General features: G+C 64.7%; 19 protein-coding genes. 11 read left to right on the forward strand and 8 right to left on the reverse strand.

Annotated elements, in window-relative coordinates:
* Positions 1-28: 28 nt before the first annotated feature.
* Together mnmE and AC58D2_RS07920 are read right to left on the reverse strand one after the other, a co-directional pair.
* On the reverse strand, positions 29-1,333 hold the full coding sequence (mnmE, locus tag AC58D2_RS07915) for a tRNA uridine-5-carboxymethylaminomethyl(34) synthesis GTPase MnmE (protein ID WP_497389319.1): 1,305 nt from the start codon (positions 1,331-1,333) through the stop codon (positions 29-31).
* A gap of 23 nt (positions 1,334-1,356) precedes the next feature.
* Positions 1,357-1,647: a DUF6489 family protein gene (locus AC58D2_RS07920; RefSeq protein ID WP_497389022.1), complete on the reverse strand. Its 291-nt coding sequence runs from the start codon at positions 1,645-1,647 to the stop codon at positions 1,357-1,359.
* Positions 1,648-1,754: 107 nt separating this feature from the next.
* Here AC58D2_RS07920 and AC58D2_RS07925 point away from each other — a divergent pair, with 107 nt between their 5' ends.
* Genes AC58D2_RS07925 through AC58D2_RS07935 form a run of 3 tightly spaced genes read left to right on the forward strand, consistent with a single transcriptional unit; the run spans position 1,755 to position 4,466 of the window.
* A complete protein-coding gene (locus AC58D2_RS07925) occupies positions 1,755-2,459 on the forward strand; it encodes a dienelactone hydrolase family protein (protein ID WP_497389024.1) in 705 nt (234 codons plus the stop codon).
* On the forward strand, positions 2,456-2,866 hold the full coding sequence (locus AC58D2_RS07930; protein ID WP_497389026.1) for a nuclear transport factor 2 family protein: 411 nt from the start codon (positions 2,456-2,458) through the stop codon (positions 2,864-2,866). The genes AC58D2_RS07925 and AC58D2_RS07930 overlap by 4 nt, the downstream gene beginning before the upstream one ends.
* A gap of 7 nt (positions 2,867-2,873) precedes the next feature.
* The gene (locus AC58D2_RS07935) at positions 2,874-4,466 is read left to right on the forward strand and encodes an FMN-binding glutamate synthase family protein (RefSeq protein WP_497389028.1); all 1,593 of its coding nucleotides are present in this window, start codon (positions 2,874-2,876) and stop codon (positions 4,464-4,466) included.
* Between the two features lie 32 nt (positions 4,467-4,498).
* Here the strand turns inward: AC58D2_RS07935 and AC58D2_RS07940 are convergent, their stop codons facing one another.
* The 6 genes from AC58D2_RS07940 to hemE form a co-directional block, all read right to left on the reverse strand.
* Positions 4,499-4,900 carry a DUF1489 family protein gene (locus tag AC58D2_RS07940; RefSeq protein ID WP_497389030.1) on the reverse strand — a complete coding sequence of 134 codons (402 nt, stop codon included), beginning with the start codon at positions 4,898-4,900 and terminating at the stop codon, positions 4,499-4,501.
* A gap of 51 nt (positions 4,901-4,951) precedes the next feature.
* Entirely contained in the window at positions 4,952-5,674 is a 723-nt protein-coding gene (locus AC58D2_RS07945; RefSeq protein WP_497389033.1) for a TerC family protein, read from the reverse strand.
* Positions 5,674-5,967, reverse strand: a complete 294-nt coding sequence (locus AC58D2_RS07950) for an antibiotic biosynthesis monooxygenase family protein (RefSeq protein WP_497389035.1) — start codon at positions 5,965-5,967, stop codon at positions 5,674-5,676. Before AC58D2_RS07950 ends, AC58D2_RS07945 begins: the two co-directional genes overlap by 1 nt.
* Positions 5,968-5,976: 9 nt before the next feature.
* On the reverse strand, positions 5,977-7,233 hold the full coding sequence (rho, locus tag AC58D2_RS07955) for a transcription termination factor Rho (RefSeq protein WP_497389037.1): 1,257 nt from the start codon (positions 7,231-7,233) through the stop codon (positions 5,977-5,979).
* Between the two features lie 193 nt (positions 7,234-7,426).
* On the reverse strand, positions 7,427-7,873 hold the full coding sequence (locus AC58D2_RS07960; protein ID WP_497389039.1) for a CopD family protein: 447 nt from the start codon (positions 7,871-7,873) through the stop codon (positions 7,427-7,429).
* 21 nt (positions 7,874-7,894) lie between these two features.
* A complete protein-coding gene (hemE, locus tag AC58D2_RS07965) occupies positions 7,895-8,923 on the reverse strand; it encodes a uroporphyrinogen decarboxylase (RefSeq protein ID WP_497389041.1) in 1,029 nt (342 codons plus the stop codon).
* 348 nt (positions 8,924-9,271) lie between these two features.
* On the opposite strand from hemE, the gene AC58D2_RS07970 reads away from it, so the two are divergent.
* The 8 genes from AC58D2_RS07970 to AC58D2_RS08005 all read left to right on the forward strand — a co-directional run bounded on the left by AC58D2_RS07970 (position 9,272) and on the right by AC58D2_RS08005 (position 14,424).
* On the forward strand, positions 9,272-10,084 hold the full coding sequence (locus tag AC58D2_RS07970; RefSeq protein ID WP_497389043.1) for a pyruvate, water dikinase regulatory protein: 813 nt from the start codon (positions 9,272-9,274) through the stop codon (positions 10,082-10,084).
* Entirely contained in the window at positions 10,081-10,680 is a 600-nt protein-coding gene (locus tag AC58D2_RS07975) for a Maf family protein (RefSeq protein ID WP_497389045.1), read from the forward strand. Before AC58D2_RS07970 ends, AC58D2_RS07975 begins: the two co-directional genes overlap by 4 nt.
* Positions 10,677-11,492 (forward strand): shikimate dehydrogenase, encoded by an 816-nt coding sequence (gene aroE, locus AC58D2_RS07980; RefSeq protein ID WP_497389047.1) that lies wholly within the window; start codon positions 10,677-10,679, stop codon positions 11,490-11,492. Before AC58D2_RS07975 ends, aroE begins: the two co-directional genes overlap by 4 nt.
* Positions 11,489-12,112: a dephospho-CoA kinase gene (gene coaE, locus AC58D2_RS07985; protein WP_497389049.1), complete on the forward strand. Its 624-nt coding sequence runs from the start codon at positions 11,489-11,491 to the stop codon at positions 12,110-12,112. Before aroE ends, coaE begins: the two co-directional genes overlap by 4 nt.
* Positions 12,113-12,131: 19 nt before the next feature.
* Positions 12,132-12,830, forward strand: a complete 699-nt coding sequence (dnaQ, locus tag AC58D2_RS07990) for a DNA polymerase III subunit epsilon (RefSeq protein ID WP_497389051.1) — start codon at positions 12,132-12,134, stop codon at positions 12,828-12,830.
* A 47-nt stretch (positions 12,831-12,877) separates the two neighbouring features.
* Positions 12,878-13,450, forward strand: coding sequence for a ribosome hibernation-promoting factor, HPF/YfiA family (gene hpf, locus AC58D2_RS07995; protein ID WP_497389053.1), 573 nt, complete (start codon positions 12,878-12,880; stop codon positions 13,448-13,450).
* 152 nt (positions 13,451-13,602) lie between these two features.
* Positions 13,603-14,067, forward strand: coding sequence for a PTS sugar transporter subunit IIA (locus AC58D2_RS08000; RefSeq protein WP_497389055.1), 465 nt, complete (start codon positions 13,603-13,605; stop codon positions 14,065-14,067).
* A gap of 18 nt (positions 14,068-14,085) precedes the next feature.
* Entirely contained in the window at positions 14,086-14,424 is a 339-nt protein-coding gene (locus AC58D2_RS08005) for a DUF1491 family protein (RefSeq protein WP_497389057.1), read from the forward strand.
* Positions 14,425-14,602 lie beyond the last annotated feature (178 nt).

Below are 14,602 nucleotides of genomic sequence, written 5' to 3' on the forward strand. Positions count from 1 at the left end.
CCACGGGTACCGCGTTTCACGTGGAACATCATTTCCCAATGCAGAAGCGGCCAAACAGCGCGTCGAGCATCTCCTCGACCCCGGCACGCCCGGCGATCCGGTCGAGCGCGCTCGCGGCGAGCCGCAATCGCTCGGCCAGCAGGATCAGGTCGCCCGCCTCGCGCGAGCCTGCCTCGACAGCGAGCCAGGCTTTCGCATCGGCGAGTGCGGCGCGCTGGCGCTGGCGTAGCACCGCCTCGCCCTCGCGCGGGAGCACGGTGCGCGCCGCGGCGACGATCGCGCGGTGGAGCGCGTCCATCCCCTCCCCGCTCGCCGCCGAGAGGGTCAGATCGCTCCGCGCCGCGTCGGCCTCGGCTTGCCGATCGCCGCGCCAGCGGTCGGCCTGCGCCGCGATGCGCAGGCAGCGGGGATGCGCGGGCGCTTCGTCGGGCGGGCCGAGCCACAGCACGATGTCGGCCGCGGCGACCGCCGCCTTGGCCCGGTCGATCCCGATCGCCTCGATCGCATCGGCACTTTCACCGCGCATCCCGGCGGTGTCCGAAAAGCGCATCGCGATGCCGTCGAGCGCGAGCGGCGTCTCGATCACGTCGCGCGTCGTCCCCGCTACCGGCGACACGATCGCCAGTTCTCTTTTAGCTAAAGCATTGATAAGTGTCGATTTTCCTGCGTTCGGCGGGCCCGCGATCACCACCGACAGTCCCTCGGCGATCACCTCCGCCGCCGGCCGCGCCAACCAGTCTCCGAGCTCGCCCGCCAGCGCCCCCATCCCGCCGGCAACGCGATATGCGCAATCATCGGCAAGTTCGACATCCTCCTCGTCGGAAAAATTGAGCTCCGCCTCCACCTGCGCCATCAACGAGAGCAGCCGCTCCTGCCACGCCGCGACCGCCCGCGAAACATGCCCGCTCGCCATGCCCAGCGCCTGCACCCGCTGGCTCTCGGTCTCCGCCGCCAGCAAGTCGGCAAGGCCCTCGGCCTCGGCAAGGTCGATCCGCCCGTTCAGAAAGGCGCGCCGCGTGAACTCCCCCGCTTCGGCGCGGCGCAGGCCCGGCATCGCGGCGAGCGCCGCCTCGACCGCTGCCACCACCGCGCGACTGCCATGCAGGTGAAGCTCGGCCAGATCCTCCCCGGTCGCCGTCGTGGGCCCCGGAAACCACAACATCAGCGCGCGATCGAGGGGTGCTCCGCCGGCGTCCTTCAGGTCGGCGAGCGACGCGCGGCGCGGCGCGGGCATCCGCCCGGCAAGCGCCAGCAACGCGTCGGCCGCATGCGCGCCGCTGATCCGCACGACGCCGATCGCCGCCGGCGGCATCCCGCTCGACAGCGCGAAGATCGTGTCGCGCGCGCCGTCGCTCGTCAGCTCTTGCGCCCCCGCGTCGGCTTTGCGTCATCGGTGCTGCCGCCGCTCGCCCCTCCCATCATCCCGCCACCGAACTGGCCGAGCAGCGACTGGATCAACCCGAGCCCCGATTCGCCCATCGGCACCCAGCTCTTGACCATCGTCTGCACCATGTCGGGGGTGATGCCCTTGGCCATCAGCTCCTTGACGCGGCTCAGATAGATATCGTGCAACGGCTCGAGGTCGGGCAGGCCGACGAGCCGCCGCGCCTCTTCGGGCGTGCAATCGATCTCGATATTGAATTTCATCGCCCAGTCTCCTGCCGCACCGCCGGCCTTCGCGCTTGAGCCCCATGCTCCGGCCCGCTAACTTCGCCCTTTAAGTATCAATTATCAAGAGCGAGGAGAGCCCCTTCATGTCCGCGACCCCGACCAATACGACCATTCCCGCGCTCGACGGCGAAGGCGACATTCCGGCCTATGTCGCGCGCCCCGATGCCGACAGCACGCGGGCGATCGTCGTCATTCCCGAAATCTTCGGGATCAACGCCGGTATCCGCAAGAAATGCGACGATTGGGCCGCTCTGGGCTATCTGGCCATCGCACCCGACATTTTCTGGCGCTTCGCTCCCGGCATCGAACTCAGCCCCGATGTCGAAGCCGAAATGAACGAGGCACTTGGCTATTTCGGCCAGGTCGACCCCGACAAGGGCGTCAAGGATGTCGAGGCGGCGATCCGCTGGCTGCGCAGTGCGGGGGCGGACAAGATCGGATGCGTCGGATTCTGCCTCGGCGGCCGCCTGGCTTACATGGCGGCGGCGCGGACCGACGTCGATGCGTCGGTCGGCTATTATGGGGTGATGATCGACACGATGCTGAACGAAGCGCACGCGATCTCGAACCCGCTGATGCTCCATATCCCGACGGAAGATCATTTCGTCGACCATGCGGCGCAGAAAAAGGTGCACGAGGCCCTCGATACCCATCCCAAGGTGACGCTGCACGACTATCCGGGTCTCGATCACGGATTCGCGTCGACGAGCGGTAATCGCCGCGACGAGGACGGCGCGCGACTTGCCGATGGGCGCACGCGCGATTTCTTCGCAGAGCATCTCGCATGAGCACCGGCAGCCCCGCCCGGCGGGGCCTTGCCGCCTGGCATGCCTATATGTCTGGGGGCGGCGATCCGCAGGCGCTGAAGGCGCTGCTTGCCGAGGATGCCGTGTTTCATTCGCCTGTGGTCCATACCCCGCAAGAGGGGCGCGACAAGGTGTTCGCCTATCTGCACGCCGCAAGCCACGTTCTCGGCGGCGACGATTTCCGCTATCTGCGCGAAATCGTCGACGGCGATCAGGCCTGCCTGGAATTCGCCACCGAACTCGACGGAATCCATATCAACGGCGTCGATATCATTCGCTGGAATGATGACGGAAAGATTATAGATTTCAAGGTCATGGTTCGACCGCTCAAGGCGATCAACAAGGTGTGGGAGAAAATGGCGGCAATGCTTGCAGCGCAGGCCGGTTGAATCGTCCATGCGCCGCTGGCTCGTCTTTCCCCTTCTCGTCTTGCTCGCTGCCCTTGGCTGGTGGTGGGCTCCTGCCCGCTGGACGCTGCTGTTCTGGCTGCCGTTGCTGGCGGTCGCGATCTACGATGCCGTGCAGCGGCGGCACACGCTCTGGCGCAATTATCCCCTGATCGCGCGCATTCGCTGGCTGTTCGAGGCGCTACGGCCCTTTCTTTATGCCTATGTCGTGGAAAGCCCGCTCGATGGCCGCCCCTACGCCCGCAACGAACGCGCGCTTGTCTATGCCCGCGCCAAGGGCCAGCTCGACGCGCATCCCTTCGGCACCGAGCTCGACGTTTATTCCGACGAATATGAATGGATGAGCCACAGCATCGCGCCGGTCGAAAAGCACGACAGGACGCAGCGCGCCCGGGTCGGCACGGCGCAATGCACGCGCCCCTATGACGCCGCGCTCCTGAATATTTCCGCAATGAGTTTCGGCTCGCTCGGCGCGCGGGCGATCGAGGCGCTCAATCTGGGCGCCAAGTCGGGCGGCTTCTATCACGACACCGGCGAGGGCGGGTACAGCCCCTATCATCGCACGCACGGCGGCGACATCGTCTGGGAACTCGGTAGCGGCTATTTCGGCTGCCGGGACGAAGCGGGCCGGTTCGACCCCGTGCGCTTCGGCGACGCCGCGCAGGCGGACCAGGTCAAGATGGTCGAGATCAAGTTGAGCCAGGGGGCAAAGCCCGGCCACGGCGGCGTCCTCCCGGGGCCGAAGGTCAGCGCCGAAATCGCGGCGACGCGCGGGGTTCCCGAAGGCGAAGACTGCATCTCGCCCGCCGCGCATTCAGCCTTTTCCACGCCTATCGAGATGGTCGAGTGGGCCGCAAAACTGCGCGATCTGTCGGGAGGCAAGCCGGTCGGCATCAAGCTCTGCGTCGGCCAGCCACACGAAGTCTATGCCGTGATGAAAGCGATGCTCGAGACGGAAATCCGTCTCGATTACATCGTGGTCGACGGAGCCGAGGGCGGGACCGGCGCCGCGCCGGTGGAATTTTCCAACCGCGTCGGCATGCCGCTTCGCGAAGGCTTGATCTTCGTTCGCAACGCGCTCGTCGGTTGCGGGCTCAAGGACGAGATCCGCCTTGCCGCATCGGGGAAAGTGCATTCGGGCGCCGGGCTGGCGGTCAATTGCGCACTCGGCGCCGACTGGTCGAACGCCGCGCGGGCCTTCATGTTCAGCCTCGGCTGCGTCCAGTCGCTGCGTTGTCACACCGACGAATGCCCGACCGGAGTAGCAACCCAGGACCCGACACGCCAACGCGGTCTCGTCGTCGAAGACAAGGCAGAGCGCGTGCACCGCTTCCAAGCGGCCACCGTCTCGGCGCTATGGGACATCACGAGTGCGATGGGGCTCAAGAGCCCGTGGGATATTCGCCCCCATCACCTGCACGAGCGCCAGAATGCCGCACGCTCGGACTCGATCGACCGTATCTACAGCTTCTATCGTCGCGGGGTTCTGCTCGACGACCCAGATTCGGTCGCCAGCGCGCGCTATTGGGCGATGGCCCGCGCCGACAGCTTCCGCGCGGCGGTCGAAGGCACGCCAGGCTGAACCGCCAAGGTCAGGGCTGTAGGGTCCTGACCCTAGATCAGGCTGAGTTCGGCCAGCTCGCGGTACAGGTGCGGCGGCAGCGTTGCGATGCCACTTTCGTCATCGAGACCGTCGGGCGCGTCGGCCTCTGCCAGATAGCGCCAACCCTGGTGCGCCCGCTTCGGTTGCGGGTGAACACGCTCGAGTTTCGAGCGGCAAACGATATCGATCCGGCCATCTTCGCGATCCTCGAACCGCAGGATTTCGACGCGCGCAATCAAGCTATGCTTGACGATGAAATGCAGCTTGCCGCCGATCAGTTCGTCGGCGCGCTTGGGACGAAACCGCGTCGTAAGGCGCACCTCGCCCTGCTCGCTACGCCCGGCAATGCGGGCGGCCAATGCGGGATAATCGGGACACCCGACCGCGACCCGGGTCATGTGAAGCTTTGCCATGACCACAAAATGGGGGCGATGCCGGGAAAAGGAAGCCCGCGTCGCCCGGCATCAGCCGAAAAGCGTCCCCAATCCCACGCTCGGGTCGACCCAGCCTTCGTAGATCATCTTGACCGCCACATACAGGATCACCGCCAGGCCGACATAGGCGATCCAGCGATAGCGCTCGATATATTTGGCGATGATATTCGCCGCGATTCCCATCAGCGCGACCGCAAAGATCAAGCCGACGATCAGGATTCCCGGATGCTCGCGCGCGGCGCCGGCGACCGCCAGGACATTGTCGAGGCTCATGCTGACGTCGGCGACCGCAACAGCCCAGGCGGCCGCGGCAAAACTCTTGGCGGGGCGCAGACCCGAATGCTCGTCGCCGTGGATTTCCTCGGACCCCGGCGATTCGCCGGCGTGACGCAGTTCGCGCCACATTTTCCATGCGACCCAGATCAAGAGCAGGCCGCCCACGAAGATAAGCCCGACGATCTGCATCAGCTGGGTCACGACAAGCGCGAAGGCGATACGCAGCACCAGCGCGGCCATCACGCCGATCAGGATAACCTTCTTGCGCTGATCGGCGGGAAGCCCCGCCGCGAGCGCCCCGACGACGATCGCATTGTCCCCCGCGAGGACGATATCGATCATCAGCACCTGAACGAAAGCGGCGAGAGCGGCGGGTTCGGTAATATTCGAAAAATCCGCGACGATGTGCGACCAGATTTCGCCGATACCACCCGGCCCCTGCGTCGCAGCGGCAGCCTGTGCCAGAAATTCGAGCATCAAAGCCTGTCTCCGAAATAAGCGACCTCGGGCATCGGGTCATAAAAGCGATGCAGCAACGCTCGCCACGCCTGATAGCGATCGGACTGCCGAAAGCCGTCGCGATGGTCGGCCACCGACTCCCACCTTGCCAACAGCAGATAGGGAGCTCCGGTTCCGACCGGACGGCGAATTTCGATTCCCAGGAAGCCGGGCGACGCCTCGATCAGCGGCCGAGCCTCCGCAAAAGCCGCTTCGAATTCGCACTCCAGACCCGGCCGGACCGGCAGCAACGCATGCTCGATCACGGCCATTGGACAGGCTTACTGGTTCATCGATTCGAAGAAATCCTCGTTGGTCTTCGAATCCTTGATCTTGTCGAGCAGGAATTCCATCGCGTCGACGGTACCCATCTGCATGAGGATGCGGCGCAGCACCCACATTTTCGACAGCTTGTCCTTTTCGACCAGCAACTCTTCCTTGCGAGTGCCCGACTTGCCGACGTCGAGCGCGGGGAAGATGCGTTTGTCGGCGACCTTGCGGTCGAGCACGATTTCCGAGTTGCCCGTGCCCTTGAATTCCTCGAAGATCACCTCGTCCATCCGGCTGCCGGTATCGATCAGCGCGGTCGCGATGATCGATAGCGAACCGCCCTCCTCGATGTTGCGCGCCGCGCCGAAGAAGCGCTTGGGCCGCTGGAGCGCATTGGCGTCGACGCCGCCCGTCAACACCTTGCCCGAGCTGGGAACCACGGTGTTATAGGCGCGGCCAAGACGCGTGATCGAGTCGAGCAGGATCACGACGTCCTTCTTGTGCTCGACGAGGCGCTTCGCCTTTTCGATGACCATTTCGGCGACCTGGACGTGGCGCGTAGCGGGCTCGTCGAACGTAGAGGACACCACCTCGCCGTTGACGCTGCGCTGCATGTCGGTGACTTCCTCGGGGCGCTCGTCGATCAACAGGACGATCAGATACACCTCGGGGTGATTGTCGGTGATCGCCTTGGCGATATTCTGCAGAAGAACGGTCTTGCCGGTCCGCGGCGGTGCGACGATCAGCGCGCGCTGCCCCTTGCCCTGCGGGCTGACGAGGTCGATCACGCGCGATGATTTGTCCTTCACCGTCGGGTCGAGCGCATCGAGCGACAGCTTCTGATCGGGATAGAGCGGGGTCAGATTGTCGAAATTGACGCGGTGGCGAACGACCTCGGGGTCGTCGAAATTGACGCTGACCAACTTGGTCAGCGCAAAATAACGCTCGCCATCCTTGGGCGCGCGAATCTCGCCCTCGACCGTGTCGCCGGTACGCAGGCCATATTTGCGGACCTGGTTGGGCGAGACATAGATATCGTCGGGACCGGCGAGGTAATTCGCCTCGGGGCTGCGCAGGAAGCCGAAACTGTCGGGCAGAACCTCTATCGTCCCCGACCCGATGATTTCCTCGCCCTCTTCGGCGAGTTCCTTGAGGATCGAGAACATCAAATCCTGCTTGCGCAACGTCGAAGCGCCTTCGACGCCCAGCTCCTCGGCCATTTCGACGAGCTGCGCGGGGGATTTGGTCTTGAGTTCTTTCAGATGCATGGATGGAGTCCAGATTACAAAATATGGGAAAACAGTTGGATGCAGCACACCGGACGGTGGCTGTCCGGCCGGGGGACGGCCGCTACGATTCCATCGGCGCGTTCGCCGCGCCGCCCGCGTGGAACGGGCTTGCTCGGCCCCTATAACCGGCGCGAAGCCAAGTCAATCGGGGCTGCGACGGGGATAGGATCGATCAGGGCCGGACGACGACCAGGATGACGATCAGCGCCGCAGCGACGCCGGGAACTTCGTTGAGCAGGCGCAGCGCCTTTTCGCTCAGCCGCCGTTCGCCCTTCGCCAGCTTCTTTGCGTAACCTATCAGCCATCCGTGATAGCCCGACAGCAGCAGGACAAGCAGCAATTTTCCGTGAAACCAGCCTTCCCGCCAGACATCGGCGTTGAATGCGAGCATCAGCCCGAGCACCCAGACAAGGATGATCGACGGGTTGAGAATGATCTTGCGCAAGCGATCCTCGCGCTCGATCCACTTCCTGTCTTCCTCGGATCCGACCGGACATTGGTGATGATAAACGAAGAAGCGGGGCATCATGAACAGGCCCGCCATGAAGAAGATGACGAAAATCACATGCGCCGCTTTGACCCACAGCATCGTCGCCCCCAAAAAGCCGGTCAGATCCATTCTCGCTCGCCTGTCTGCTGCCTATCCGCCACGGACGCGGCGGACCAGATGTTCGACATGGGCTATCGGCGTGTCGGGCACGATGCCATGGCCGAGGTTGAAGATATGGGGCCGCGAGGCGAAAGCTGCAAGGATGCGATCGACCGCGCTGTCGAGCGCCGCGCCGCCCGCAACGAGCGCCAGCGGGTCGAGGTTTCCCTGCACGGGCAAATCGTCCGGCAAGGCCCCGTCGGCCCAGACCGGATCGACCGTTTCGTCCAGTCCGATCGCGTCGACCCCGGTTTCGCGCGCATAAGCGGCAAGCTTGCCGCCCGCCCCCTTTGGAAAGCCGATCACCGGCGTATCGGGATGCAGCGTCTTCAGGCGGCGGACGATTTCGGCATTGGGCGCGATCACCCACCGCTCGAACTGCGCCGGTGACAGGCTGCCGGCCCAACTGTCGAAGAGCTGGACCGCCTCAACCCCGTTTTCGATCTGCCCCGACAGATATGTTACCGTAACATCGACGATCGCCTCGACGATCGCCTGAAACGCCTGGGGATCGCCGAATGCCATGCGCCGCGCCGCCGCCTGATCCTTCGACCCCTGGCCGGCGATCATATAGGTCGCGACGGTCCACGGACTACCTGCAAAGCCAAGAAAGGTGGTATCAGCGGGCAGAACGCCGGCGACGCGCGCGACCGTTGCATAGACGGGGTTCAGACGCATCGGAGCCGCTTGCAGCGCCGACAGCGCATGATCGACCAGCGGGGGCGCGAGCCGGGGGCCTTCGCCCGTCTCGAACCACAGATCCTGACCCAGCGCGTGCGGAATGACGAGGATATCCGAAAAGAGGATGGCGCCATCGAAGCCGAAACGCCGGATCGGCTGCAAGGTGACTTCGGCCGCCGCCTCGGGATCGTAGCAAAGTTCGAGGAACCCGCCCTTGGTTTCCCTCAGTGCGCGATATTCCGGAAGGTAGCGACCGGCCTGACGCATCAACCACATTGGCGCCCGGTCCTGCCGCGCCCCGCGCAGCGTCGCCAGCAAGCTCTTCGGTGACCCTGTCACGCGACCCCCTCTTTCTCTCTTCATAAATAGATATAGATGATTGTGGTGGTTTGTTGGCCGGCGAACAGCGGGGCTTTAGGCGCAGGTGGCGCTTTTGCCAACAGCTTGACTCTGCCGCCGCCGACCCGATCGCCGGAGTCGTGCCCGCCGTCCCCGAAATTCACAGCCTGCGGATAAAACAGGGGCGCTGTGGATAAGGCGTGGAGCGGAATCGGCACGTCGGGGGATGGAATTTTCCTCCGCCGCCTATCCTCGCCTTTTACCAGATTTTATCCACAGGTGGCCTTTCGGCCGCGCTGTTCCGATCCGGGATTGCCTTTTTCGGCGGTGCGACGCCATGATGTATCGATGAGCCGTCTGCACCTCCATCTTATATCCGATTCCACCGGCGAAACGCTCGAGAATATCGCCAAGGCGGCGATCGCGCAGTTCGATGATGTCGAAGTCGTGCGTCACTTCTGGCCGATGGTGCGCTCGGAATCGCATCTCGACCGGATCATGGCCGAAGTGCAAGCGAGCCCCGGGATGATCCTGTTTACGCTGGTCAATGGGGAATTGCGCGCGAGCCTGGAAAAGCGGGCCGGCGCGCTCAACCTGCCGACGATCCCCGCGCTGGACGCCGTAACCGATGCGCTGTCGCGAATGCTGGGACAGGAGGCCAAGGGACGGCCGGGCCGGCAACATGCGCTCGACGCCGCCTATTTCGCGCGGGTCGAGGCGATCCAGTTCACCGTCGCACACGACGACGGCATCGGCTGGGACAATTGGGAACAGGCCGACATCGTCCTTGCGGGCGTGTCACGGACCTCGAAGACGCCGACCAGCATCTATCTGGCCAATCGCGGCTATAAAACCGCGAACATTCCCATTGTTCCCGAATCGCCGCCGCCGGACATTCTCTATCGTCTGAAGCGTCCGCTCGTTGTCGGGCTGACGACGAGCATCGACCGGCTCGTTCAGGTTCGCCGCAACCGCCTGCTTTCGCTGAACCAGGCGCCCGAAACCGCCTATGTCGACGAAGAGCGGGTCAAGGGCGAAATCGCCTTCGCGCGCCGCATCTTCGCCGACAACGGCTGGCCGGTGATCGACGTAACACGCCGCTCGATCGAGGAGACCGCGGCGGCGGTGATCAAGCTGGTCGAGGATCGCGAGGCGCCATGACCGGACTGCTTCTCGCATCGCAGAGCAGCGGCCGCGCGGCAATGTTGCGCGCCGCCGGGCTCGCGTTCGAAACCGCCGCGGCGCATGTCGACGAAGATGCGCTCACCGCCGCGCTGCGGGCGGAGGGACAAGGCGCCCGCAATATCGCCGACGCCCTCGCGGAGGCAAAGGCGATCAAGATTTCTTCGCGTCTGCCGGGGGTTGTCGTGATCGGCGCCGACTCGACGCTCGCGCTCGACGACGGGACGATGCTGACAAAGCCCGAAAGCCCGGGCGAAGCCGCCGATCATTTGCGGCGCATGGCCGGCGCGCGGCATCGGTTGTTCAGCGCCGCCGTTGCGGCGCGCGACGGGGCCGCTATATGGCGCGCGGTCGGCGAGGCAAGGCTGTGGATGCGTGGCTTGTCCGACGGCTTTATCGCCGACTATGTGGCGCGCCATTGGGACAGCATCCGCTGGACCGTGGGCTGTTACGAGATCGAGGGAGCGGGCGTGCAACTATTCGACCGGGTCGAAGGAGACCCCTGGACCATCGTCGGCATGCCGATGCTGCCCTTGCTCGCCTGGCTGCGCGCGAACGGGCTGGCACCGGCATGAGCGGGATCCCCTTTGCCGAGGTGATCGGCGATCCGATCGCCCAATCGAAGTCGCCGCTGATCCACGGATTCTGGCTCGACGCGCTCGGCCGTGCGGGGCGCTACGACCGGTTCCACGTCAAGCCGGAGGAGCTGTCCGCCTATATCGCCACGCGGCGCGAGGACCGGGATTGGCGCGGCTGCAACGTAACGATGCCGCACAAGGCGGCGATTATGGACCTCGTCGACGATCCCGGCGACATCCGCGCGACGATCGGCGCGATGAACACCGTTGTGCGGCAACCCGACGGGGCGCTTGTCGGCACCAACACCGATGCCGCGGGCTTCTATGCCCCCCTCGCCGAGACTGATCTCGAAGGTGCGCCGGTCGTCGTGGTCGGCGCGGGCGGGGCGGCGCGCGCCGTGCTCTTCGCCCTTGCGCGGGCGGGTGCGGGGCATGTCACGATCCTCAACCGGTCGCCGCTGAAAGCGATGGGCCTGCTTGCGACTTTCGGCCTCAAGGGCGAGGTGCTCGCGCTCGACGCCGCCCTTCCGCCGGCGGCGCTCGTCGTGAACAGCAGCAGCCTCGGCATGTCCGGCCAGCCGCCGCTGGACCTCGACCTGTCAGAATTGCCCGATGACGCGATCGTCTATGATCTCGTCTATTCCCCCCTGAAGACAGGGCTTCTCGCCGCCGCCGAGGCGCGCGGACTAAGCACGGTCGACGGGCTCGACATGCTGATCGGACAGGCGGCGCTGGCCTTCGAGTTGTTCTTCGGCGTCGCACCGCCCGAAGGACGCGATGACGATCTTCGCGCCCTGCTGATCGCATGACGCACTACAAGCGTCCGGCTTCGCGGCTTCGCAGGCCCTTCATTCTCGGGCTCACCGGGTCGATCGGCATGGGCAAATCGACGGCGGCCGACATGTTCGAACTGGAAGGTGTGCCGGTATTCGACGCCGATGCCGAAGTGCATCGCTTGCAAGGTCCGGGCGGCGCGCTCGTCGCGGCGATCGAAGCGCGCTTTCCGGGGACCACCGGCCCGGCCGGGGTCGACCGGCAGATGTTGGGCCAACGGGTGCTCGGCAACCGGCACGAGCTCGCTGCGCTCGAGGCCATAGTCCATCCCGCGGTCGGACGCGCGCAAAAACGCTTTTTGTCGCGTCACCGGTCGCGCGCATTTGTCGTCCTCGACATCCCGCTTCTGTTCGAAAAAGGGGGGTGGCATCGTGTCGGAGCGATCGCGGTCGTGTCCGCTCCGCTCTGGATCCAGCGCAAGCGGGTCATGCGGCGGCCCGGCATGACCCAGGCAAAGTTCAATTCGATCCGCGCGCTTCAGGTGCCCGACCGGGTAAAGCGGGCGCGCGCCGATTTCGTCATCGAAACGGGCCGTCCGAAAAGCGAGACGCACCGGCAGATTCGTGCCATCGCCTCTTGTTTCCAGACCCGTTAAGGTCCAGATTGAACGCTCGATGCGAGAGATAATTTTCGATACCGAAACCACGGGTCTCGACCCCCGAAACGGGGACCGCCTTGTCGAGATCGGGTGCATCGAGTTGGTCGACCGGCGCGAGACCGGTCGCAACTTCCACGCCTATTTCAACCCCGAACGCGACATGCCGATGGAAGCCGAAGCGGTGCATGGGCTGTCGATTCAATTCCTGTCGGACAAGCCGCTTTTCGCAAGCCGCGTCGACGAGCTTCTGGACTTCCTCGGCGATGCGCCGATGGTCGCGCATAATGCCGCGTTCGACTTCGGTTTCCTGAATGCCGAGCTGGCGCGTTCGGGCCGTCCGGCGCTCGACATGGCGCGCATGTGCTGCACGGTGCAGATGGCGCGCAAACTCCATCCCGGTGCGAAACACAGCCTCGATGCGCTCTGCACCCGCTATGGCATCGACCGCAGCCACCGCGTCAAGCATGGCGCGCTGCTCGACGCCGAATTGCTCGCGCATCTCTATATCGAGATGACCGGCGGTCGGCAGATCGGATTGGGGCTCGCGGCCGATCCCGCGCCGGGCGTGTCGCAGGTCGCGATGCCGGCGGCCGCGCCGGTCCCCGCACGCCCCTATCGCGAACCGCGCCCGCACGCCGCAACCCCGGCCGAGCTCGCGCGTCATACCGAATTCGTCGCCGCACTCAACCAGCCGCTGTGGCACGATAGTCCGTGACGGCCGGCGCGCGTCGCCGGCGTCGAGGCCTTTGAAGGAGAAGAAAAATGGAAATCCGCGTCTCTGGGCACCAGATCGAAACCGGCGAAGCGCTGCAGGCGCATGTGTCGGACCGGATGAACGCGATTGCCGACAAATATTTCTCGCGCGCGATCGGGGCGCACGCGACCTTCGGAAAGGGTCCCCACGACAGTTTCCAGTGTGATATCGTCGCGCATGTGATGCAGGGGCTTGTGCTCAAGGGGCACGGACAGGCGCAGGACGCGCACGTGGCGTTCGAGGGCGCAGCGGAGCGTATCGAAAAACAGCTGAGGCGTTACATGCGGCGGCTCAAGGATCATAATAACGGCGCGCAGCCGTCGCCGACGATCGATGAAATCCAGGATAATGCGAGCTACGTCGTCTTCGACAGCGGCAGCGACGAGGATGATGCTGGCGACGCTCCCGCGATCATTGCTGAAACCCGCGTCGACATTCCGCAAAGCAGCGTGTCCGATGCGGTGATGATGCTCGATCTGCGCGACACCAACGCCCTGCTCTTCGTCAACAGCAAGACCGGGGCGCATAACATGGTCTATCGCCGCCGCGATGGCACGATCGGGTGGGTCGAACCGCAATAGGGGCTGGATTTTTCCCGCCATCCGGACTAAGGGCCCCGCCCAATGATACCCGACCCGGGGTGGCGGGGACTGCCACGATTATCTCCAGACCCACTGCCCCGGCCTGTGCAGGGAGGCAGGCTCTGGCGTTTTGACAGAATTTGATCCGATCCATGAACCTATCCTCTCTCCTCTATCCCGCGACCGTGCGCGCGCATGTGCAGGTCGATTCGAAGAAGGCGCTCTTCCCCTACATCGGCGATCTGGCCGCCCGATCGCTCGGGCTCGATTCGGGAGAGGTTGCCGAGGCTCTGCTCGAGCGCGAGCGGCTCGGCTCGACCGGGTTCGGGCGCGGCATCGCCTTGCCACATGCAAAGATGCCCGACCTTGGCGGGGTGCGGGGTCTGTTTCTCCAGCTCGCGCGTCCGATCGAGTTTCAGGCGGTCGACGGACTGTCGGTCGATCTTCTGTTCGTCCTCCTCTCGCCGCTCGATGCCGGCGCCGATCATCTGAAGGCGCTGGCGGGGGTTTCGCGGATGCTGCGCAACGAAAGCATGGCCGAACGGCTGCGCGGCGCGAAGAACGACGAGGCGCTTTACGCGCTGCTCGTCGACAATGAAGCGCGTGACGCGGCTTGATCGCAGCCGCCGCCTGTCATGGCGCGGCTGACCAGCCGATTTCTCGTTGATCTCCTGATTCGCCGCGCCAATGCTGCCGGCGGGTTTGCGGCGGTGCTGGTTCATGGCGACGAACAGGCGGGGGCGATTCTTGTCCAATGCCGCGATCGCGGCCTCGTCGGACCGCTACTCGAACGGCGCTTCCTGTCCGCAGGGCATTATCTTTGGGAAGCCGTCGGTCCCGATTCGGAACAGGACCCGACAGACCGCGATGCTTATGTGGAACGGCGCAAAAGCGCCGATCCGGACCTGTGGGTGATCGAATTGGACATCGCAAATGCACCACAGCTCGTCGCCGAGTGGGGTTTATTGGCTTGACATTGATGCGGCGCACAATATGTGGCCCGGCACATTGAAAACGCGCAGGTCGCTTCGGGAGTTCCCCGCCAATTCGGGAACTCGCGATCCGAAGCGGACACGCAGTCGGATGATGACCGCAGGCGTAACAGGGCTATAGCCCCCCGCCTGTCATGAGGTTTCGGTTCATCAGCCGCCC

This window comes from Sphingopyxis sp. CR5 (genome assembly GCF_059693785.1).